This is a genomic window from Prosthecochloris sp., from assembly GCA_015482705.2.
Classification (GTDB): domain Bacteria; phylum Bacteroidota; class Chlorobiia; order Chlorobiales; family Chlorobiaceae; genus Prosthecochloris.
Genome location: JADMLA020000039.1, coordinates 68213 through 90871 on the forward strand (window position 1 = coordinate 68213; position 22659 = coordinate 90871).

The 22659-nt window shown below is 46.8% G+C and carries 21 protein-coding genes; 4 read left to right on the top strand and 17 right to left on the bottom strand.

Features of this window, described 5'->3' with window-relative positions; translation table 11 throughout:
• Nucleotides 1-23: 23 nt before the first annotated feature.
• The gene (locus QZ209_RS09655; RefSeq protein WP_294347383.1) at nucleotides 24-2096 is read right to left on the bottom strand and encodes a carboxy terminal-processing peptidase; all 2073 of its coding nucleotides are present in this window, start codon (nucleotides 2094-2096) and stop codon (nucleotides 24-26) included.
• Between the two features lie 141 nt (nucleotides 2097-2237).
• On the opposite strand from QZ209_RS09655, the gene QZ209_RS09660 reads away from it, so the two are divergent.
• Entirely contained in the window at nucleotides 2238-3212 is a 975-nt protein-coding gene (locus QZ209_RS09660; protein ID WP_294347385.1) for a class II fructose-bisphosphate aldolase, read from the top strand.
• Between the two features lie 69 nt (nucleotides 3213-3281).
• Here the strand turns inward: QZ209_RS09660 and QZ209_RS09665 are convergent, their stop codons facing one another.
• The 5 genes from QZ209_RS09665 to QZ209_RS09685 all read right to left on the bottom strand — a co-directional run bounded on the left by QZ209_RS09665 (nucleotide 3282) and on the right by QZ209_RS09685 (nucleotide 8602).
• The gene (locus QZ209_RS09665; protein ID WP_294347387.1) at nucleotides 3282-4511 is read right to left on the bottom strand and encodes a M20 family metallopeptidase; all 1230 of its coding nucleotides are present in this window, start codon (nucleotides 4509-4511) and stop codon (nucleotides 3282-3284) included.
• Nucleotides 4512-4546: 35 nt separating this feature from the next.
• Nucleotides 4547-5236 (bottom strand): CBS domain-containing protein, encoded by a 690-nt coding sequence (locus QZ209_RS09670; protein ID WP_294347389.1) that lies wholly within the window; start codon nucleotides 5234-5236, stop codon nucleotides 4547-4549.
• Between the two features lie 200 nt (nucleotides 5237-5436).
• The gene (gene rpiB / locus QZ209_RS09675) at nucleotides 5437-5865 is read right to left on the bottom strand and encodes a ribose 5-phosphate isomerase B (RefSeq protein WP_294347392.1); all 429 of its coding nucleotides are present in this window, start codon (nucleotides 5863-5865) and stop codon (nucleotides 5437-5439) included.
• Entirely contained in the window at nucleotides 5862-8000 is a 2139-nt protein-coding gene (gene ppk1, locus QZ209_RS09680; RefSeq protein WP_294347393.1) for a polyphosphate kinase 1, read from the bottom strand. The genes rpiB and ppk1 overlap by 4 nt, the downstream gene beginning before the upstream one ends.
• A 14-nt stretch (nucleotides 8001-8014) precedes the next feature.
• Nucleotides 8015-8602 (bottom strand): 5-formyltetrahydrofolate cyclo-ligase, encoded by a 588-nt coding sequence (locus tag QZ209_RS09685; RefSeq protein WP_294347394.1) that lies wholly within the window; start codon nucleotides 8600-8602, stop codon nucleotides 8015-8017.
• 300 nt (nucleotides 8603-8902) lie between these two features.
• Here QZ209_RS09685 and QZ209_RS09690 point away from each other — a divergent pair, with 300 nt between their 5' ends.
• Nucleotides 8903-9628, top strand: a complete 726-nt coding sequence (locus tag QZ209_RS09690) for a fumarylacetoacetate hydrolase family protein (protein WP_294347395.1) — start codon at nucleotides 8903-8905, stop codon at nucleotides 9626-9628.
• A 27-nt stretch (nucleotides 9629-9655) separates the two neighbouring features.
• Nucleotides 9656-10978, top strand: coding sequence for a dihydroorotase (locus QZ209_RS09695; protein ID WP_294347396.1), 1323 nt, complete (start codon nucleotides 9656-9658; stop codon nucleotides 10976-10978).
• 221 nt (nucleotides 10979-11199) lie between these two features.
• Here the strand turns inward: QZ209_RS09695 and QZ209_RS09700 are convergent, their stop codons facing one another.
• From QZ209_RS09700 to QZ209_RS09715, 4 genes are all read right to left on the bottom strand, one after another.
• Nucleotides 11200-11541: a hypothetical protein gene (locus tag QZ209_RS09700; protein WP_294347397.1), complete on the bottom strand. Its 342-nt coding sequence runs from the start codon at nucleotides 11539-11541 to the stop codon at nucleotides 11200-11202.
• A gap of 83 nt (nucleotides 11542-11624) precedes the next feature.
• Nucleotides 11625-12626 (bottom strand): L-histidine N(alpha)-methyltransferase, encoded by a 1002-nt coding sequence (gene egtD, locus QZ209_RS09705; protein ID WP_294347398.1) that lies wholly within the window; start codon nucleotides 12624-12626, stop codon nucleotides 11625-11627.
• Nucleotides 12627-12666: 40 nt separating this feature from the next.
• Nucleotides 12667-13953 carry a rhodanese-like domain-containing protein gene (locus QZ209_RS09710; protein ID WP_294347399.1) on the bottom strand — a complete coding sequence of 429 codons (1287 nt, stop codon included), beginning with the start codon at nucleotides 13951-13953 and terminating at the stop codon, nucleotides 12667-12669.
• 96 nt (nucleotides 13954-14049) lie between these two features.
• Nucleotides 14050-14697, bottom strand: a complete 648-nt coding sequence (locus tag QZ209_RS09715; protein WP_294347400.1) for a CDGSH iron-sulfur domain-containing protein — start codon at nucleotides 14695-14697, stop codon at nucleotides 14050-14052.
• A gap of 271 nt (nucleotides 14698-14968) precedes the next feature.
• Between QZ209_RS09715 and QZ209_RS09720 the strand changes: the two genes are divergently transcribed.
• Nucleotides 14969-15616 carry a dienelactone hydrolase family protein gene (locus QZ209_RS09720; protein ID WP_294347402.1) on the top strand — a complete coding sequence of 216 codons (648 nt, stop codon included), beginning with the start codon at nucleotides 14969-14971 and terminating at the stop codon, nucleotides 15614-15616.
• A 9-nt stretch (nucleotides 15617-15625) separates the two neighbouring features.
• Here the strand turns inward: QZ209_RS09720 and QZ209_RS09725 are convergent, their stop codons facing one another.
• From QZ209_RS09725 to soxZ, 7 genes are all read right to left on the bottom strand, one after another.
• On the bottom strand, nucleotides 15626-16615 hold the full coding sequence (locus tag QZ209_RS09725) for a radical SAM protein (protein WP_294347403.1): 990 nt from the start codon (nucleotides 16613-16615) through the stop codon (nucleotides 15626-15628).
• Between the two features lie 248 nt (nucleotides 16616-16863).
• Nucleotides 16864-18780 (bottom strand): protein-disulfide reductase DsbD, encoded by a 1917-nt coding sequence (gene dsbD / locus QZ209_RS09730; RefSeq protein WP_294347405.1) that lies wholly within the window; start codon nucleotides 18778-18780, stop codon nucleotides 16864-16866.
• Entirely contained in the window at nucleotides 18752-19342 is a 591-nt protein-coding gene (locus tag QZ209_RS09735) for a TlpA disulfide reductase family protein (protein WP_294347406.1), read from the bottom strand. Before QZ209_RS09735 ends, dsbD begins: the two co-directional genes overlap by 29 nt.
• Nucleotides 19342-21096, bottom strand: coding sequence for a thiosulfohydrolase SoxB (soxB, locus tag QZ209_RS09740; RefSeq protein ID WP_294347408.1), 1755 nt, complete (start codon nucleotides 21094-21096; stop codon nucleotides 19342-19344). Before soxB ends, QZ209_RS09735 begins: the two co-directional genes overlap by 1 nt.
• Before the next feature lie 51 nt (nucleotides 21097-21147).
• Entirely contained in the window at nucleotides 21148-21453 is a 306-nt protein-coding gene (locus tag QZ209_RS09745; RefSeq protein ID WP_294347409.1) for a hypothetical protein, read from the bottom strand.
• 13 nt (nucleotides 21454-21466) lie between these two features.
• Complete coding sequence (gene soxA, locus QZ209_RS09750) at nucleotides 21467-22315, bottom strand: sulfur oxidation c-type cytochrome SoxA (RefSeq protein ID WP_294347411.1); 849 nt, start codon at nucleotides 22313-22315, stop codon at nucleotides 21467-21469.
• Between the two features lie 24 nt (nucleotides 22316-22339).
• Nucleotides 22340-22645 (bottom strand): thiosulfate oxidation carrier complex protein SoxZ, encoded by a 306-nt coding sequence (soxZ, locus tag QZ209_RS09755; protein ID WP_294347413.1) that lies wholly within the window; start codon nucleotides 22643-22645, stop codon nucleotides 22340-22342.
• Between the last annotated feature and the right edge of the window lie 14 nt (nucleotides 22646-22659).

Sequence of the window (22659 nt, forward strand, 5' to 3'; positions counted from 1 at the left end):
AGCAAACCGTTAGCTCGGTAAGTTCACTTTCCGTTTACCTGCAAAGGAACGATATCTCTTTCTGCGAGACTCTTTCTTCTTAAATCAGCCATATCCGCGACAACTGCCGCTGACTGGGTAAGCAGAATATCGGGATCGTCCTCCTCGTTCCATTGGGCATCGAATCCCTGAATTCGATCCATTTCCATCTTGAAATCCGGTTCATAGAGTGAGATGAACTCTTTTTTCCTGAAACTGCTCAGAAGATCCAGGTCTTCTAGGTAACGAACATAAAGAGAATCATTATCGATCCTTTGAAGATACTTTTTTCTGAGAACCCGGATATCCTCATCCGAAAGCCTACCTGTTTCAAAATGATCGGTAGCGGATACAACATCCCATTGAAGACTGCTTGGATAAGCGTCTTCACCGACAACTTCAGTGTCGATAAATGAAGGAATATCGATATCGGGTGTAACACCGAGATTTTGAGTGCTTTCTCCGGAAACACGATAAAACTTGGCAATGGTCAGTTTGACTTGCCCAAGATCATCATTTTTCTTGTAGAAAAAATTGAATGGCCGGTTGATCTTGAGTATACTCTGTACCGTCCCTTTTCCAAATGTCCTTCCTCCTATAACCACCCCTCTTCCATAGTCCTGAATAGCTGCGGCAAGGATTTCCGATGCTGAAGCACTGTAACGATTCACAAGAACAGCAAGAGGACCATCATATGCAACATCGACTTCTTTATCACGCAGAACCGTCAACCCTCCATGCGAGTTCTTGATCTGCACAACCGGACCTTCAGGAATAAAAAGACCTGTAAGCTTAACTGCTTCTTCAAGAGCTCCGCCACCGTTATTCCTTAGATCCAGAACAATTCCTTCAACGCCTTCTTTTTTTAATTCGACAAGAATTTTTCTGACATCCCTGCTTGTGCTGCTATAATCAGGCTTTTTTTGTTTCTGGCCTTCGAAATCCAGATAAAAAGCCGGTACGGTAATCACTCCTATTTTTCGACCGTTGGAAATGATAATTTCCTTTTGTGCCGACTGCTCTTCAAGCTTGACCTCGTCTCTGACAATCTGAATAATCTTAGCGGGTCCCTTGTTTCCCTGACTGGCAGGAAGAATTTTCAGGCGTACAACCGATCCTTTCTTACCACGGATAATCCGGACGACATCGTTAACCCGCCACCCGACAATATCGACAACATTACCTTTTATCCCCTGACCTACACCAATAATCCTGTCACCTTTCTTGAGCAAATCACCTCTGAATGCAGGACCACCGGGAATCACTTCATTGACAACCGTGTATTCGTTTTCATTTTGAAGTTTCGCACCGATCCCTTCGAATGAATGGCTCATATCGATCTGAAAGTTCTCATAATCTAACGGCGAAAAATAGTTGGTATGCGGGTCGAATGATGTTGTCAGAGCATAGTTGAATGCCCGAAAAGCATCTTCATCGTTCTGTTGCTCAAGCAAAGAAAGACGATTCTTATAACGCTTGACAAGCACATCACGAGGCTCCCCATCCGGATCTTCTCCGGAATATTTCAGGTTCAGTATCTGATACTTAGCCTCCTTTCTCCAGCGGTCCTGAAGCTCGGCCTGATCCGAAGGCCATGCAACATCTTCACTTTTGAGATTGAAAGATTCGTTCACGGTGAAATCGAAACGGGCGGTATCGAGCAGGTCGATCATGAACTGCATTTTCTGTTTCGCCTGATCGAGAAACGTGCCATAGACCAAAAATCCGGCATCCACCTTACCGGCAAGGAATTCATCATCTATAGAATTGCCGATCTCTTTCTGAAATGACTCGACCTGAGATGCCAAAAAGTAACTTCTGGTTTCATCGAGCTGATCGAGAAAACGCGAAAGCACCTCCTGAGAGAGAGAATCGTTAATCGGCACCCGGCGGAAATGATACTGCATGAGATAACGGCTGAGATATCTCTCCGCTTCTTCCTGAACCGGAGAAGCTTTGAGTGCAACTTCAGCCTGTGGTATGGCCGCTGTCTTTGATTGCACCTCCGTGACCAGAAGTGCTGAGGAAATCAGAAAAACAGCACCAAAAATCATATATCTGTTTAAACGTCTTGACATGAACAACTTTTAGCTGACTTTGAGTAACAAACACATGTTGAATGCGAATGCAAATATATTATATTTATGACCACTTATTCGCCGATATCTCTCTATTTTTCAGCAATCGTTGGCACCACATTAATCAATGGAGACCTTTTGATGCAAAAGCAACCCACCAGCTATAAAGAGCTAGGCCTCGTTAACAGCAGAGATCTGTTCGCCAAAGCCGTGAAAGGCGGTTATGCTATCCCTGCTTACAACTTCAACAATCTCGAACAGCTTCAGGCGATTATCATGGCTTGCGTTGAGACAAAATCGCCAGTGATTCTCCAGGTTTCAAAAGGCGCACGCAACTACGCCAACCAGACACTGCTTCGAAACCTCGCCCGGGGCGCTGTTGAATACGCCGAAGAACTGGGAACCCCTATTCCCATTGTACTCCACCTCGACCACGGAGATAGCTTCGAGCTTTGCAAAGACTGCATTGAAACCGGTTTTTCATCCGTAATGATCGACGGTTCTCACCTCAGCTACGAAGACAACGTGGCCTTGACCTGTAAAGTTGTTGAATACGCTCACCAACACGATGTCACCGTTGAAGGAGAACTTGGTGTTCTTGCAGGTGTTGAGGATGAAGTTGCTTCTGAAACACACACATACACACAACCTGAAGAAGTAGAAGATTTCGTCACCAAAACCGGAGTCGACAGTCTTGCAATCGCTATAGGAACATCGCATGGCGCTTATAAGTTCAAGCCAGGAGAGGACCCGAAAATACGCCTCGACATCCTCGAAGAAATAGAAAAACGCATTCCTGGCTTTCCAATCGTTTTACACGGTTCATCCTCCGTACCTCAGGATCTGGTTGCAACGATCAATGCACATGGTGGCAAATTGAAAGATGCCATAGGTATCAGTGAAGACCAGCTCAGAGAGGCATCGAAATCAGCCGTGTGCAAAATCAATATCGATTCCGACGGTCGCCTCGCCATGACCGCTGCAGTCCGAAAAGTACTCGACGAAAAACCTGAAGAATTCGATCCGAGAAAATACCTCGGTCCTGCAAGAGATTCATTGAAAGAACTTTACAAACACAAGATCATCAACGTCCTCGGGTCGGATGACAAGGTGTAGTAACACGTTCACTTCAAAGAGGCTGTTCTTTCGAGACAGCCTCTTTCCTACCGGCTTCTACGTTTTAAATCATTTTCGATCATTGATTGACATCAGCCAACCGAATGCGGCATAGCTCATCGCTCCCATACCCGTTGCGATCGATGATTCCTCAGGATCGAACAAGGGCGAATGCAAAAACATGTCTTTTTTACCTGCAACATTTCTTCCAGTCCCAAGTTTGATGAAAACCCCAGGACAATGTTGAAGGTAATTCGAAAAATCTTCCGCGGTCATCGACGGTTCACATTGTACAACATTTTCCGTTCCGAAGTAACCAACCAAAGACTTTCGAAGTGCGCGGGTTGTTTCGGGATCATTGAAAACGACTGGATAACCTTTGACAATTTCAAGTTCAGCCTTGACCCCGAGCCCTTTTGCGACATGTTCAACCGTTTCTCTGAGACGCTCCTGTACCTGTGCCCGCACATCCTCGTTCATCGCACGCAGAGTTCCCGATATAACCACTTTTCCAGGGATGACATTTGTGGCGTTTCCGCCTTTGATAGAGCATAGTGAGACAACAACCGGCTCATAAGGCGATGCCACCCTACTGACGAGATGCTGCACGGCAGTGATGATATGTGCTGCGGCAAGGATGGGATCCGCAGCCTTGTGTGGAGCCGATGCATGACCACCTTCACCGAAAACCGTAATGTAGAGCTCATCTGCAGCTGCCATGACCCCACCTTCATGCAGAGCCACCTTTCCTGCTGGAATATCCGGAAAACAGTGAAGAGCATAAATTGCAGAGGGATCGTATTCTTGAAAAAGACCGGCATCTATCAGCATTTTCGCTCCCCCCGGTGCCTTTTCCTCGGCTGGCTGAAAAATGAAAAGCACGGCACCTGGAAGTTTTTCCCGTATTTCCGACAGTACCGCAGCGGTACCGAGCAAAATAGCTGTGTGCATGTCATGCCCGCAGGCATGCATCCGGCCTTGTTCTCGAGAACAAAAATCATGGGTATTTTCTTCCTGCAGCGGAAGAGCGTCGATATCTGCCCGAAGCGCAACAAGTGAGCTTGCCTTATCGCTTCCCCCACCTTCAAGAAGAGCGACAACGCCGGTATCGAGAAAATCATGCTCTATTGTAAGCCCGAGCTTCAGGAGATAGTCACGAATCAAAGCCGTTGTGCGAAATTCCTGAAACGAAAGTTCGGGATGACGGTGAATCTCACGCCGTATCCCAACAATCTCGGGATACACTTCATCAACCTTTTCCTTGATTTTTTCAATAATGGACAAGGGATTTTCAGACATACATCGGATGTAGGAAGGATTGTAAGGAAACGACGTTACATGTCGATGTAACGCATGAATTCAAGGGCTTTTTCGCGGAGTGCGTCAGCTCCTGTGCCTGCAGAAGGCTTCGCGTAACGAATAAGGTAACCGTACTTTTCAAGATTGGTAACCAGTCGGTAGATATCCTGGCACTGAATTCTGAAAGTCATTGCCATAGTCTGCGCTCCGGGTTCAGGCTCGGCCACACCGAAACTGAGCACCATCGCATCGTTTTTTTCTATGACGCTGATGACTTCAGAAATTTTAACCCCCAGAGCAGGCGCTTCAATCTCAAGAGTAGATCCTGCTTCTGAAAAATGAAATAACAGGGCGATTTCCCGAAGAAGTCCGGATTTCGTGACAACGCCTTCATAGTCGCCATCGTCTCCTTTTACCGGAAGAATATTGGACAAACGGTTATCGCCCATTTGCTCGAACAGGTCGAGCAAATGTTGATCTCCATGCACTGCCTCAGGCTCATCGAATGAAAGGTCTTCAAGCCTCATCCCGGGTTCATCCTCTTCATAAGCTTTTGCCGCCTCGTGTAATTCATCAACAGAGACCTGCGCGATAAGCTTACCGTCTTTCAAAACCGGTGCCTCGTGAAGCCCTTGCTCCTGTAGCTGTGCAAGTGCGTTACGAACCTTTTCCGATGCCTGAAGTACCGGGTAACGTTCATCTATATATCGTTGTATAACGCTCATCAAAAAAAGTCAAAAGTATAAAACTTAAAATTGTAAATAAGCCTAAATCCTGCCGTACAATCTACGGTTCATTTTTTTCAACGAATTCATACTCTCCTTTCCCTTATAATTACAACAGGAAACAAGCTCACCCTTACCAGGATCATTTCCAATACCGTTTACTACCCAGCATACAAACAATCTCTCAACCGGTAAAATTCCTAAGGCTCGATTTTTGCGACTCGACGTTGATGGCGTCCTCCTTCAAACTCAGCCGCAAACCAGTTTTCAAGGCTTTTTTCTATGGTTTCCGAATCACTGTAACGGGCAGGAAAACACAGAACATTCGCATTGTTGTGCTGCCTCGCAAGACTTGCTATTTCGGGGTTGAAGGCCAGTGCCGCACGAATCCCCTTCACCTTGTTGGCTGTGATCGATACCCCTACACCACTACCACAAAGCAATACCCCCTGTTCGTATAGACCGTCTGCAACTGCTTCTGCAACCTTTCGGGCATAATCCGGATAATCGACAGAATCATCTGAATACGTCCCCATGTCGTTTACCTCATGGCCATTCTTTTCGAGCCACGAATAAACGGTTTTCTTTAGTTCATAACCTGCGTGATCGCTTCCAATAGCTAATTTCATAATCCGTTGACTTTAAATTTACTGATTGATTTTTTCTTCGACGCCTGGTTGAGAAAAATTTTCTGGCTGTTTATCTCAGGTTCGTCATTCTTGACTCTGGAATAAGCTCCTTCAGCATTCATTTCCCAAGCCTTGACATTATCACCGAGGATAAGTTCAAGCTCCGATTTTGCAACTTCTATCAGCTCCTTGTCCATAATCGGAAACAATGCCTCCACTCTATGGTCAAGGTTTCTCGGCATGACATCGGCACTTCCGAGATACAGCTCATCCATACCGCCGTTCCGAAAATAATACGCTCTGCTGTGTTCTAAAAATCTTCCGATAACACTTATAACACGAATATGCTCACTAACTCCTTTGATTCCGGGAATGAGACAGCATATTCCCCTGATGACCAAGTCAATCGAAACCCCCGCGCATGATGCCCTGTAGAGTGCCTTGATGGTTTTTCTATCAACGAGAGCATTCATTTTCATGATAATCTTTCCATTCCCTTCTTTTTTATGCCATTCAACCTCACGATCGATCATCTCGATAATCCTCTGTCGGGTGTTGACCGGAGAAACAATCAGTTTCCTGTAGGTTGTATGCTTGGAGTACCCGGTCAAAGCGTTGAAAAGTTCGGACACGTCATTTGCAAGCATATCGTTAGACGTCAGATAACTGTAATCCGTATAAATCTTTGCTGTAAACGGGTTATAATTTCCGGTTCCGAGATGAAGATAACGCTTTAGCTTATCATGCTCTTTGCGAACGATAAGCGTCAGTTTTGCATGTGTTTTTAGCCCCACAAGACCGTAGACGACATGTGCCCCGACATCCTCGAGCGCCCGCGCCCAACCGATATTGTTTTCTTCATCAAAACGTGCTTTCAGTTCAACAAGAACCGCTACCTGCTTGCGCTGTTCGACTGCATTCATCAATGCTTTGACCACCGGCGAATTGTTACCGACCCTATAGAGAGTTTGTTTGATGGAAAGCACTTGCGGATCATTAGCCGCCTGATTGATAAAATCGACAACAGGCTGGAATGAATCATACGGATGGTAGAGCAGGTGATCCCCTTGTCGAATCGCACTGAAAACATCCCCGCCTACTTTCTCCTCTATAGGGTTATGAGGAGCAAAAGGCTCATCTTTGAGTTCGGGTTTTTCAATCTTCATCATCTCCATCAGATCGCTCACACCAAGAACACCGGAAATTTCATAGAGGCTTTGGGTATTGACTTCAAGATTTTTTATCAGAATGTTCCTCACCGATTCAGGCATTGTCGGCGTTACGTCCAAACGAACGACCTTACCGTATCTTCTAGAACGTATACCCTTTTCTATGGTTTCGAGTAGATCTCCAGCCTCGTCTTCTTCAATCTCGATATCGGCATCACGGATAACCCTGAACGGATGGCTCTGTACAACCCGCATGTGGGGAAACAATTGTTCGAGGTTGTTCTGAATAAGATCCTCCAGCCAGAGTAACCGTATTGTATCATCCTTGAAATCAAGCCCTTCAATTGTATCGAGACGGAGTATCCGCGGCAAAATACTCGGGACCTTCACTCTTGCGAACTTCATCACTTGGGTTTCAAGGTCCTCCAGTTCAACAGCGAGATTGAGGGAGAGATTCGAAACGAAAGGAAAGGGATGACCGGGATCAACCGCAAGGGGGGTAAGAACAGGAAAAATTTCGTTGCGAAAATATCTTTGCAGCCCCTTTTTCTTGTTTTCATCGAGCGTTTTGTATTGGACAAACTCGATACCGTTCTTCTTCAGCCTCGGACAAATATCGTTATATAGGCAGTCGTTTCTTTGTCGGAACTGTTCGATTACTTTCTCGCGGATTTTCTCTATTTGTTCCTGAGGTGTCAGTCCATCGATCGAACGGTCCTGTATGCCGGCCTCGTACTGGTCTTGAAGCCCCGCGACCCTAATCATAAAAAACTCGTCGAGATTCGAACTGAAAATCGAAATGAATTTCACCCTTTCAAGCAAGGGATGAGCATCCGGAGACAATGCTTCTTCAAGTACCCTCTGGTTGAAGGATACCCAACTCAATTCGCGGTTCACATAATAAGCGGTACTCTCGAAATCATGCGGTGTTATGGGAGTCTTTATCGATTCTACATTCTGATCCATTGTGAAAACTGTTTTCACTGTTTATAAATTCTTATCACCTCAGCTTCGGTAACAATACAATCAAGCCCCTCATCCCAGGGGTCATCGGGTATTTTATCGCGCAGTTGAAATGAAAAGGCAAGAGCGATGACGAAAGGGCTCTTTCCTTTTTCCCGGAGCCCAGAAATGAAACGATCGTAATACCCCTTTCCATATCCGAGACGTCTCCCTTCCCTATCCACGGCAACAGCAGGAACAATAACAACATCCGGCGACTTCTCGATACCGGCTCTTGCATCGAGAGGTTCAGGCTGACCGAACTTTCCGGTAACTACCGGATCGCCATTGTTGAAAGGCACAGCACAGAGGGTCTTGTCACAGGAAACGGGAACAAATATGCTGGCAGCATCTTCAGCTGCAACAAGATCAATAAGAGGGGCTGTATCAACTTCACGCCGGTCGTTCATCGAAAGGTAAAACATAACGCTATCTGCACGACGAAGTTCCGGAACCTGAAAAGCCATTTCAGCAATGAGAAGACTTCCTGACCTCCATTCATTAACGTTCATCGACGCTCGAACATTCCTCAACTCATTTCTGATTGCATCTTTACGACTCGACATACAATAGACGTCCATTCAGGATTTCAACGCTTTAAGCATAAACTTATAAGATACTAATTTACTTCTTTGTTCGAGCCCACTGTAACAAAGGCGTGACATTTTTGGAACCAGGCGGCCACGAAATGGATTAACGGACACTCAATCATCGAAGCATGACTCGCTCCATGGAGCGAACACCGGGTAAACAGACAATCATCATACGAAAACGAAACTCCCGATTATTGGAATAATTCCTACATTTCCAGTATTCTCAGAAACTGCGAGCAACACGTTTACTCTACGATCAATATTGTCATTCGCATGAACTTCATATCAGCCTCCTCTCTTGAACCTTCTTCAATTTTCTGTGTCGGCAAAAACTATCAGCGACATGCAGAAGAAATGCTGCAATGGGAAACGAACAACGATAATGCCAGAAGAAATGCTGAAAAACCCGAAGAACCGATCATATTCCTGAAACCAGCTGCCGCTCTGTCCCGCAATGGTAGAGTAAAGGTTCCTCATTTTCATGGAAAACCGATATCGAAAAACCTGCATTACGAAACGGAGTTAGTGGTACTTATCGGTAAAGATGCAAAAAACGTCACTACAGAAAACGCCATGTCCTTTATTGATGGTTATGGCGTCGGACTCGATATGACATTACGGGATGTTCAGATGGATGCAAAAGCAAAAGGAGAACCCTGGTTGAAATGTAAAGGTTTCACAAGCAGCGCTCTAGTATCGGATATGGTCCCGGTAACTCGCGTTATCAACCCTGAAACGCTTGTATTCGACCTTTCTCTCAACGGTGTTGTTGTCCAGGAGGGTAAGGTTGAAAAGATGCTGTTCAATATCGCTGAGCTGATCTCTTATTTATCGTATATTTACGGGTTGCGCGCGGGCGACCTTCTATTCACAGGAACCCCTGAAGGGGTAGGAAAAGCAAACAACGGCGATGTACTGCACGCTGAACTCCTACAGAATGACTGCTGTAAAAGTTCAGCCCTTCTGACCACGCTCGACGCTATAGTGGAAACAGTTTAACTTTCATTCATACAGGCTAAAGTAATCATGAGCATACTTTTCAAGAACGCAAGACTTATAAACCCTGCCCAGAACCTTGACATGCAGGGATCGATAAAGGTTTCGGAAACAGGGATGATAGAAACGATTACATTTGGAGATGAATCCATCTCTTCGGAACCGAATGACAGCACCATCGATATGAGCGGCAAGATTATCGCATCAGGACTATTCGATATGCACTGCCACTTCAGAGAACCCGGTCAGGAATACAAGGAAACACTCGAAACAGGTTCCAGAGCGGCGGTTGCAGGAGGGTTTACAGGGGTGGCCGTCATGCCTAACACAAAGCCGGTAATCGATAGCCCTCTTGGCGCCGCTTTCATCAAACACAACGCAAAAGACCTGCCGATCGATATAGAAATCATCGCTGCGATGACCGAAGGAAGCGCAGGGGAAAAACTTTCGCCATATGGAAAACTTTGTTCATATGGTGTCAGAGCGATATCGGATGACGGTACCGCCGTTCAGACCAGCCGGATGATGCGGTTGATCTTCGAATATGCCGCAAGCTTCGGTCTGCTTATGATACAGCACTGTGAAGATACCTCCCTCTCTTCGGAAGGTATCATGAACGAAGGCGGCCACTCTGCTCTTCTCGGGTTGAAAGGAATACCGGATGTGGCTGAAATCATCACGCTGGCTCGGGATATCAATCTCATGGAATATCTCCAGAAACACAAGCTCAATCCACCGGTTGCATCCCCGAGATACCATGTGGCTCATATCAGCACTGCTGGAACTCTCGACTTGGTCCGTCAGGCAAAAGCCAAAGGCATGCAGGTTACCTGTGAGGTAACCCCTCATCACTTCACACTCACCGAACAGGACCTTTACGATGCCGAAGACAAGGGCAATTTCATTATGAAACCACCGCTGTGCAGCAAGGAAAATCATGAAGCCATTCTCGAAGGGCTCTCCGACGGCACGATCGATGCAATAGCCTGCGACCATGCGCCGCATGCACGCCATGAAAAAGAGTGTCCTGCAGATCAGGCGGCGTTCGGCATCATTGGCCTTGAAACATCAGTCGGCCTGACACTTTCAGAACTGGTACATACCGGAAAAATAACGCTCTACAGGGCTATCGAACTCCTCTCTTCCAATCCGAGAAAGATCATGGGACTCACCCCCATCCTCTTCGAACCCGGCAGTCCGGCGAATTTCACCTTCATCGATCCCGAAGAAACCTGGACCTACACTGAAGATCTCGTTCACTCCAAATCAAGAAATACCCCTTTTCTCAACCGAACCATGAAAGGACGAGCTTTAGGCATCTACCACAAGGGGATGTTGCATGGTTTGGGGTAAGAAAACCACACCCGCAGGCATGGTATAACGCTCTACCCACACGAATTCCGGACCAGGCCGTTGCGGCCTTGTCGCTACACAAGATTCCAAAGGAAGTAAAAAAAACCAGCAACAACAATACCGATAACATTCTACCTTCATATTCCTTTCTCTTCCGACAGGTTCCAGAAACACTGTTCATTTGTTCTATACAGACGAAGGAAAAAAGGTTTAAAACGCACCTATCGCTTTTCTATCAACCCTTTCGAAAGTAATATCTCTTCGGCTTTTTCACCGTTCTCGACCGTAAAACCGATATCCATCCTCTGGTTCTTCAACGACATGATGAAAATTCTGTCACGCATGGGTCGGTTCACATCCAGCGGAAACCACGTCTTGAACCCCCCTGTCCCGTGCAATCGCCACTTTCCCCGCCGAAGTGACGGCTCTACGACAATCATCATCTCGATGTCATCAAACGGCACCACCTTTTTTTTACCGGTTGGAAAATAGTAGTTACGGAAGATGATTTCCTTATCGGCTATCGTTATGAGCTTGTCTGCATATGTGTTGTCCGAGATCATGTGCTCACACTTTTTACGGCAATGCGATTGAAACCTGACTGATTTGAAAATCTTAAAAAAAACTGAATCTCAGAACCCTTTTATCAGATTTTCCAGAAATGCACCAGACTGAACCACTGGTTTTCGTCGGAAAAGATCCTTTTGACTGCAAGCTCTGCATGTTCTCCCAACAGCCGAATATCCTTTTCCTCGAATTTGTGCGAGTTCTCGGTGTGGATGGTTTCCCCTTTTTTGATCCCACTATCCTCTTTTAAATACGGACTTTTGATCCGTATATCTTTCTTCGCTTCGAGATGCATTTCAATACGCATTTCTTCCTGATTGTAAAATGCCCTGTGCTCGAAATCTTCGGTATCAAAATCCGATTTGATCAGCCTGTTTATAACGTTGAGAATATTTTTGTTGAATCGTGCTGTCAGGCCCTGAACATCGTTATAGGCACTTTCAAGAACCGACACCTCCTTTACTCGATCGAATCCTATCAGAAAGCTGTCTCCGGGATTCATCGTCTCGCTTATATTACGGACAAACTGCACCGCATCTCCTCTGTCGAGATTGCCTATGGTGCTTCCGAGAAAACAGTACAGTTTCTTTCTCTCTCCGGATACAAGATGCATCTGATGTATATAATCGGCGACGATCCCCTGAACAGCAAGCTCAGGAAACATGCAGATCAGTTCTTTTACTGATGCTTCGAGGGCCGGATGGCTGATATCGACTGGAAAGTATCGAATACCCAACAATTGTTTCACCGGAATTTTTTCCAGAAAAAGGGAGATCTTGCTGTGGTCGCCACTGCCAAGCTCTACTATATCGACCTCGGAACAATCGGTAATCGCACGAAACGGCAACACCCGAAGAATGCTCTTTTCTGTTCGTGAAGGGTAATATTCATCGAGAGTGGTAATGTTTTCGAAAAGCTCCGATCCTTTTTTATCGTAAAAGTATTTGCTTGCTATCCGTTTCGGCCGGGCATGCAAACCGGTGATTATTTCTTGGATTGCCGCTTCGAGACCGATTTCCGGAAGATGGTTGACGATGGTCGCAGAACCACATTCGAAAACATTTCTGGTAGTATAATCCATGGGGGATCGTCGTTGATTCTTGATAGCCGCAGTATAAACATCATTTCGGCATACCTGTTGCATAAGGATTCGCAGGATCGCTGCTCCACTCGAACCACCCACCGTCGTAGACCGACACTCGCGGCCACCCCATCAATAACGCGTTGAACCATGCTTCACTTCCCCGCCAACCGGTACCGCAATAAAATGCAAGGTGCTTTTCGGAAACGATCCCGGATCGTTTCCAAACGGCGTCAATCTCATGGTACTCACGCGTGGTGTGGTCGAGATTACGATAATTTTCCATGTGATAGGCATCGCTGCCGCAATCGGCGAACACCGCCCCCGGGATGCGTCCTTTCTTTTTGATATAGTTGTATCCGCTTACCTCACCTATATACTCAGGGTAGCTTCTAACGCAGACCAGATCGGCATCTTTCGACAGAAGCATCTGTTTCGCTTCAGGCGTATCGACCGCGAGTTCCGGCCTGACCGGTATCATAGAACCGAACGATTCAGCCGGTTGTTTCGGCACATCGTCCATACTGATTTCATATCCGGCATCCACCCAGGAACGATAGCCACCATTCAAAACACGCACATCCTTTACACCGGCATACATCATGATGAAAGCAAGACGGATAGCTCCTATATGCCCTGCCGCGCTGCCGGGAAAATCATCGGCGTTATCAGGCTGCATGAACTTGCCATAAAGAACGACTGTTGTATCAGCGGTTATCCCGTGCTGTTCGAGAGCGGCTTTCAACTCCTCCGGACTGCGCCGGTTCCATGTTTCTGGTGATTCGAGCGCCAGTGTATCCATATCGACGGCCCCCGGTATATGCCCGCTCAAATAAGCATCACGGTTCCGGTAGTGAGCATGACAAACAACAAATCGATCGCTGCCGTACCCCTCGGGAGCTGCACCTGCTATAAGCATCTTCACCCATTCAGGTGAAACAAGCCGGTGATAGTTGACGAGTTTCTGCATCGGCAACATATCGTTCACCGACCATTCCGATATAAACCGATTGTACACAGAAACCTTGTCATAACCGTTTTCCCTGAACTTTGCTGCCGTTTTATCGCTTTGTTCCGGAGTATATCCGTATATCACAACAGGATGGTCCGGCAAGATGTTCTTGAACTGCAGAATCCTGAGCCAGTCAGAGTAAGGAAGCCACTTTTCAGGCAATGTTTTTGCCCCCTTGATATGCCCGCCCCGAGCCTCGTTCTGCATCCGCCAACCGTTATAAGCATCTATTGAACGCACGTCGATGACTGCTACATCATCATTTTCCAGAAGCTCCTGCAATGCTTCTGTCGTCATTTCTTTTGATTCAGGCATGGTATTTTGTTTCAATTCGGTTGCAGCGGATGACAGGTTATCGTCATCATCTCGGTAACGACCAACTACCGGTACTTCATCATTCAGTGATGCTCTTTATTCAATCGATGTCACCCTGCCATTTTCCCTGAATCGTTTGAACCAATGCTGACCGTCACAAAAAGGCTTGTTTTTGGATTGGCCACACCGACACAATGTATAGTGTTCATTGGATTCAGGCTTATCAGCATCATGAAGAGAAATGCTGCCCTTTACGTAATACGGCCCGTTTTCAGTGATACGTATTTCAGGGTTTTCAGAAAAGTTATCGTGTAACCGCGCTCCAATGGAATAACTTAACGCACCGGAAGGACACTTCTTTATTGTCTCGATAATTTTCTCGACACGTTCCCCATCGGGATCGATCCAGGGCTCATATTTCCTGAAAAACACTTTAGGTAGACCATCCGTGCAAAACCCTGCGTGAGAACAGATTCCACGATCATCGTGGATGGTTATGTTCTCTCCTTTGTAACTATCACTTCGCCTAGGCGGCCTTCCATCCTGTTTCTCATCTGTCCACCCGATCTTCGCATGCGTACCGTCACAAAAAGGCTTGTGCTCAGACCCACCGCAACGGCATAGAGCAATGACAGAAGTACGAAGAGGAAAAATATCTCCATTCGACTCTGTAATGCTTTCAATGTTTTCTACAATCAACGGACCGTTTGGCGAAGGCGCAATCGTAATTTCTTTTTTCCCCATTTGTCGACTCTCCTGAACACGTTTTTCTGCTTGATTTACCTTTCTGATTATAACAACCTCTCATTCAATTTGAGTAATTGTACAGTATCGTCCAAAAACCAAAAAGAATTTCATAAGCGTCTCACTGCTCGTACCGAACTCCCTCTTCACCCCTGAAACAGTGATAATAAATCGATAGTTTTGACTCACTGATTTTCTGGGATATATTAACAAGCAAGAAATGTACACAAGGCTTCCCTGCCCAATATGCAATGATCATCAATCTCCCTCGATGCCTGAACACTACTTTATAAAAACCGAAATCTCGGGCCGCTACCTTCTACAAAAACCTTCGGGAGCAGATCCCTTCCACCTCATTGTTGGCTTTCACGGATACGGTCAGCTTGCTGAAGACGAACTTGCGCTCCTGAAAGGCATGACCGGAAATTCGGCTTGGCTCTGCTGTGCTGTCGAGGCGCTTCATCCATTTTACAAACAGAAGGGTATGGTTGGCGCAAACTGGATGACCAGTCGCAATCGTGAATTGATGATACAAGAAAACATCAGCTACGTCAACGCCGTGATAACCGAATTGGAGAAACGATATCCTTTAAGCGGAACTCTCGTATATCACGGTTTTTCTATGGGGACAGCAATGGCTGCCCGTTCAGCACTTCTCGGAAACAGTGAATCGGCTGCAGTCATGTTCCTTGGCGGCAATATTCCACCGGAACACGAGAAACTCGGAAAAATGAAAAGAGCGCATATCGCAAGGGGTAACACCGATCGGCTTTATACACAAAATGAATTTGAGCGGGATAAAAAAAGATTACATGAATCAGGGATACCTTTTGAACATTGCTGTTTTCCCGGCGGTCATCAAGCTGACGATCGATACCTCGAATCGGCCGGCATTTTTCTCGAACGACTGCTCGCATGACCTGAACGTTTAAAAACTTCCTGCTTCCAACTTCAGATTGTGTTCCGGAAAGTTGTTATCCAGAAAGGTTGAAAATTGAACCATGTTTTCGAAAAAAGTCTCGATCTGAAACGTCTCTTCGATAAGTTTTCCACGCTTCCAACAGCTGAACGTGTCCGGCTTGGCAAAATCGATCAAACATATTTCGATTTTATGATTCTGGTGATATTCATAACAACCCATACATCCGAAACAACGATTACCCGGTGTAGTATCCAGACCATCGAATTTTACCTTACGCTCAAAGTTTTCATCTCTCGGAATCTGCTCATCGACGACACGTTTGAGCCCCTGTAATGAATATGGTTCTGAATCGATGAATCTGCCGACCTTCCCGACAGACCGGTAATGGACATATCTGACGTTTTTATACGCTCTCGATAAATCCATCAATTGCGTGACAACCCCCTCGTTGACGTCGCGGACAATGATAGCTGTAATCGCTATACGACCAATACACGCATCATCGAGGTTCTTCAGAGCAGTCAGTTTTTCTTCAGCCACATCGCCATTATCTATAAACCGATACCATTCATTGTTTTTTCCTCCATTCATCGATAACGTCGCGATAACAGGGACGCCTGTGTTTTTTATAGACCGGACGAAAGAAGTGTCGGCCAGCATTGTTCCATTTGAAACAAACGAAACCATATGGTTATACTCGTTAGCCGTTACAATGAATTCCAAAAATTGCGGATGGAGGGTTGGTTCACCCCCCATGAACCTGAAAGCCACTCGGCTCGGCAATCGCCTGCATACCTCTCGAAAGTAATCCAAAGACATGTCCGGTAATGATCTGACGGGATTGTAACAGTAGTTGCAGTTGTAGTTGCAGCGGTGCGTCAGATCGACATAGATGAGAGGAAAAGGGTTTTCGTCAACGCTATGAACTATCTTTGAGCCAAGTTTACCTGATGGATACTTTTTTAGCTTGGGTATACTGTGCAGTTGCCCTGGCATGGATTTCAATTTTGTGTTGATCGGAGAAAAACACCTTTTTTTAAACCACTATTATGACCAGCTGTGATAAAAACAAGGGGGTAAAACGAGAAAAGCTTATGTGTAATTTCGCTATTCCTCTTGAAACAGTCAAGAAAAGAGTGGATATATTCACTCATTTTCAACGAGACATGGCTGTTTTTTCCTGAAACGCAATACGTTCTGCCAGCAACACACCCGATACCGTGCATTCAGGCTTTTTCCATGGTCTATTGTCCTATAAAACGCTCGATATGTTCGATAAAATTGGCAGGATTAATAAATCCGGCGATCCTGCTTTCGGGGATCTCCCTGCCGGAACTGTCGAAAAAAACGATACCGGGTGGCCCGAAAATGGAGAATCGTTTCATCAGTGCACGTTCTTCCTCGGTATTTGCAGTAACATCGGCCTTGAGAAGTGAGATACTCTCGAGTTTTTCAACCACGCGCGAATCACTGAACGTGAGATGTTCGAGCTCTTTGCAAGAAACACACCAATCGGCATAAAAGTCAAGCATGACTGGACGTTGAGCAGATTCTAAAGCCCTGTCCAGTTCTTCAACCGAATGAATCATGGTAAAACGAAGCGATTTTTCTGCCTCTGCACGCCTTTCTGAACCTCCTGATATACCGGATAAAGGTTCGAACACACTGTCGCCTCCGGAAGCAGCACCAGTGAGTTCCACAACACCGACTATGAGCAAGAGAACCCCAAAAGCTTTTCTGAAACGTTCACCGACCGTAGGCTGCCCGGCTATGCATTCAAAGACCCCAAGAAATACCGAACAAAGTATGGCAAAGGACCCCCATGCCAGCAACACCGCCCATGCAGGCAATACAGGAGTGACGATCCAGATAGCAACAGCTATCAGAAGAAAACCGAATAAGTGTTTCACTCCTGTCATCCATGCTCCTGCACGTGGCAGGAGATAGCCTGCCGACAGTCCTACAAGAAGAAGCGGAACACTCATACCCGATGCCATGGAAAACAATGCAAGTCCTCCTGTAACGACATTTTTTGTCTGGCTGATATAAACCAGCGTTCCTGCCAAAGGAGCGGCGACACATGGACCGACAACGAGTGCCGAAATGGCCCCCATGACAAAAACCGCCGGAAAACGCCCTCCTTTCATGATCCTCGACGTTCCGGTCAATCTTGTCTGCAGCGCCGAGGGTATCTGGATTTGATAGACATCGAACATCGAAAGCGCAAGGAGAACAAGCAGCGCAGAAAAAATCCCAAGCACTTCAGGCCTCTGCAGAAAACCGGCAAGTCCCTCTCCTGCAAGTCCGGCCAGCACTCCCAGCATAGTATAGACAGTCGCCATTCCGAGACTGTAGACAAGCGCAAGGAGAAAACCTCGCAGACGGGTAACAGATCCTTCACCGACAATGATCGATGACAGGATCGGAACCATCGGAAGGATACAAGGTGTGAACGACAGCAAAAGCCCGAAAAAAAGGAACATCAGAGATATTTTCCAGAAGCTCCCCTCTTCGAGCGTCGAACTGAAAAAGCTTTCCTGTTCAGAGGAAGAAAGGTTGCGGGAAGACTCCGTTGCTGTATTCGACGACACTGTTTTTGAAAAAACACCACCGGTTTTTTCCGGAACAAGAAGGCCGGGCCGTTCAGGATCGACCAGAAATTTGTCCGTTACCGGGGGATAACAGAGCCCCCCTTCAGCACATCCCTGATAGGTGACCTTCAAAGTAAAAGGCTCCGATGCCGAAACAAGCGGAAGGGAAAGCGAAAGAGTATCGTGGTATATTTCCGATTCGTCTCCTGTCAGGGGGTCGACAAACATTGTTCCTTTCGGGAAAACAAGCGTTCCAAGCCTCTGAGCACCATCTTCAACCGACACATCGACCTGTTCGCGATACAGCTTACAGCCTTCGGCTATTGTCCAACGTAATGCAATCGAACCGGAACCACGAAGCTCTGCCTCGAGTCTGAATGCTTTTTCAGGTTCAAGAAATTCCGAAGCATCGATCTCATAAAGAGCAGGAAGCGATAACAAAACTATCCAGGCAAGAAAAATCGTGCGTTTGAAACGAGAAGCAAGAGAGAAAATCACCGTTTTGTAAAATAAGATTGATTTGAATCGACAACCGTATGTATTACCGAACAGCACCCGCTCTCTGTTCATCAGTTTCAAGGGCTCGCAAAATCAGCTGCTCCAGGGCTTCCCTGCTCTGAAAACCCTTAGCGACCGTGATTAGAGAGCCGTCCCGGCCAATGACAAATGATACGGGAATCGCACGAAGTCCACCTGGGATATAATCGCCAAAGGTGGAAATCATCGCCTGATCACCGATCATAACGGGATAATTGATGCCATACTCCCAAATAAAATCATTGATACTCTGTTCTTCATCCCTGAATCCAATGCCGATGAAGGTGAATCCATCCTTACCGTATTTCTCCTGAAGTTCAACCATATCCGGAATTTCCTGGCGGCATGGGGGGCACCATGAAGCGAAAAAGTTAACAATATAGGCTTTACCCGCCAGGGTCCGGCTCGAGATTTCAGTTCCATCAAGGGCTTTAGCGTTTATCAGAGGACCGGAAACCGAAGTTTGCGGGTTTATCATCATGACCGCCAGAAGCATCATGGAGATACCAAGTCCTGAAAATGACTTGCTCAGCTTGTTCATGCTCATACCGTCGTTCATTCGTATATTTTCATTGACCTTATAGAAAAAATTCATCAGGAAAAATCGGCACCCGGGTTGGATTCGGCATTTTTTACAACCGGTGATCCGGAACTGTTTACTTCAACGGTCTTGACATCCTTCAAATATTCGGCAACGCTCTCCCAAACCGGCTCTCCGGGAGACTGAGCTCCAACCGTAGCCCAGCCCGCTACCCGGTACTTGGCCGAAACATCGAGGGGTTTACCATCGGAAAACCGCATATTGCCTATACGTTTTCCAAATACCGCTGAGGGGTTTATAGTGTACTGTATACCTCCGACACGTACCATATCCCCCCCCTGCTGGTAGTAGGGATCGGCATTGAAAAGATTGTCCGCGACATCTTCCAGGATAGCCCTGATCTGGGTACCGGTCATGTCACGGACATACGTTTCAGGATAGGTCATACAGGTTTGATCGAGCACATGCTCCATGGTGACGGTTTGCCCGGGCAGAAGCGTCGTTCCCCATCGAAACCCGGGTGAAAGGGCAATTTGGGCGTCGTTGCGGGCAATAAGCGCATCACAGATAACCCTGTCGAACGGACCGTCGAAATTACCTCTTCGGTAAAGCAACGAATCTGTTGTAGCAAGCGGTTGATGAAGCTTGTCGAAGTAAGGCTTGCGGATATCGTCGATCATCGCTTTCATTTTCCGGTCTTCTCCGAGTTCGTTCGAAAAAACGGGTAAAAGCCGGTAACGATAATCTTGTACTCTTCCGTTTCCGAGCTCGAGATCCATCACTCCCAGAAACTTGCCGTTCGACCCGGCATTGGTTACAAGAGTACGACCCCTTGCATTTCGAACTTCGAAAGGTCGAGGAATCGCATCATGGGTATGCCCACCGAAAATCACATCGATACCGCTGACCTCTCCTGCCAGTTTGATATCGACATCCATACCATTGTGAGAGATCAGTATCACGGCATCGGGCCGTTCATCTCGACGGATCTTGTCAACCAGCTCCTGAAGCTCCATGCTGTTGATACCGAACGTCCAGTCGGGAATGAATCGTTGCGGATTCGCAATCGGTGTGTAGGGAAAGGCCTGGCCGATAACGGCGATCCTCTTCCTGCCGAGTTCTTTCATGACATGTGGCCTGAATGCATGCCCTGTCATTTCATCGAATGCCTCGACTCCTTCGAAAAGCGCCTCTTCCTTGACTTTAACGTTCTGGGCGACAAAATCTCCCTTGAACCTCTCGAGGTTGCTGCGAACAACCTCAGCCCCATAGGTGAACTCCCAATGGCCAGTCATCACATCAACACCGAGAAGGTTACAGGCATCGACCATATCGGTTCCCTTTGTCCACAATGCCGTCCCCGAACCCTGCCACGTATCACCGGTGTCGAACAGAAGTGTTTTATCCCTTCCGAACACGCCCCTCATTTTGTCGACCAAGGTCTTCAGATGTGCAAACCCTCCAAGCTTTCCGAACCGCTGAGCCGCATCGACATAATCAAGAGAAGTGTATGCATAAGCAAAAGGACTGCCGGCGGAGATTTTGTAATATTCAAGAAAAGCCTGACCAACCAGATGAGGAGGACGCCCGAAAGCCTCCCCGAAACCCAGATTCAGACTTGGCTCACGATAATAAACAGGCATCAGCTGTGCATGGGTATCGGTAATATGCAGTAGTCGTATATCTCCAAACTCCGGAAAACTGTACATATCAGCAGCCGAATTACAACCTTGAATACCTGCCGGCAACATGCCGGCAACACCGGCTATACCAAGAATACGAAGAAATTCACGGCGTGAAATTTGCATAGTTCTTTCTTTTTGAATGAAAGTCTTTTCTCTGAGAGGCAAAACAGCAGCTCAATGTACTGGAATAAATTCCTGCCAATGGTTGTGCATGAAAGTCCCTTGCCCGACAGCCAGCTCTCCCTGGCGCAATGCCTCCCCTGCAAGCATAGCAGCCTGCTTTTCATGACCTTTTTCCAGTGCCTCACGGGCCTCGGCTATAAGGGTGGCCGTATCTCTCCATTCAAAACCCAGATCTGCCGCTCCTTTCCTGGCCTCCTCTGCCTTCAGGATAAGTTGCTCTGCAGAAGGAGCGGCATACAGCGTAGGACCAGACAGCAACAATATCAATAAGCAGTACCATGGAATCAGTTTCTTCATCACTCGTTTCTCCTTATTTACGTGAAGCCGGACCATTGAAGTGCATGCCATTCGACATCACGGTTTGGAAAAATTCAAGGTTGCGGTATTCCTCCCCCTGTATAGCAAGAGGTTTAGCCCCGATATTCCTGTTACATCCTGCGTAACGTCTCTGAAGTGTTCCGATCTCTCCCCATTTCAACCGAAATACAGGGAAATGGACAGGGTGACCCAATGCAGGGCTTATGACCTCTGACCGTAGACGCCTGCCGGAGTAGCGCATATGACACCCTGCACACGACATGTTGAGCTGTCCTCGTTTCGCATAGAAAAACTCCTTCCCTTTGAGATATGCCTCGTAAGCACCTTGACTCGAAACCTTCACCTCAACGGGTTTACCCCTACTGATATAAGCCATGTAGCTTGAAATTTTGGCAATATCCCCTTTTTTGTACTCGAGGGGGGGCTCTCCGTTTGCCGACCGGCACTCGTTGATGGCCATCTCGAGGGTAACGACCATGTTGCGTTGTTCGTCGAAATAGGGATAATTGTGGCGAACGGCACCTCCTTCAGGAAAACAGTCAGTATATGTCTTCCCGTTCGAGAATGAATTCTCGAACAATGCCTGGCCCTCTTCAACTGCGATTGAGTATGGAGGAAAATCTTCCATTGCCAGCCATTGCTCCCTTGCATTATCGTCTATGGCATAGACACCGTCCGCGAAATCATCGAGCTCAACTTCGGGAAACCTTTCGGTGAAATACGCCCTGAATTCCTCGATGTCCTTATTGACAAGGGCACTGTAATCTTTTGTCTGACATGACCACAGCATAGTAATCGGTAGCAGCAGCAGAAACATTCGACTCTGTGATATCTTCTTCATGACGTTCCGGTAAATGATGTTTAATTAGGTCCCGCCGATGATCGCATCGACACGCTCACTTTGCCCCTTGTTATCCATCCAGCTCAGTGATATCGACTCCCCTGCTTTTGCACCGTCAAAAGTAAAGGCCAGATAAGGATCCATCGAAACACCCGGGCCGAGTTCGGAATGGAAAACGATCTCCCCGTTGTATTTCACGGTCACCTCGGTGATATAGTGCGCCGGTATCAGATTTCCTTCCGCATCCTTACGACGCCCCATTTCCATAGGATGCTTGATCAGCATTTTTACAGACACTGCGTCTCCTTTGGCAACAGCTTTTACTTTCATTCTACCTCCTTCTC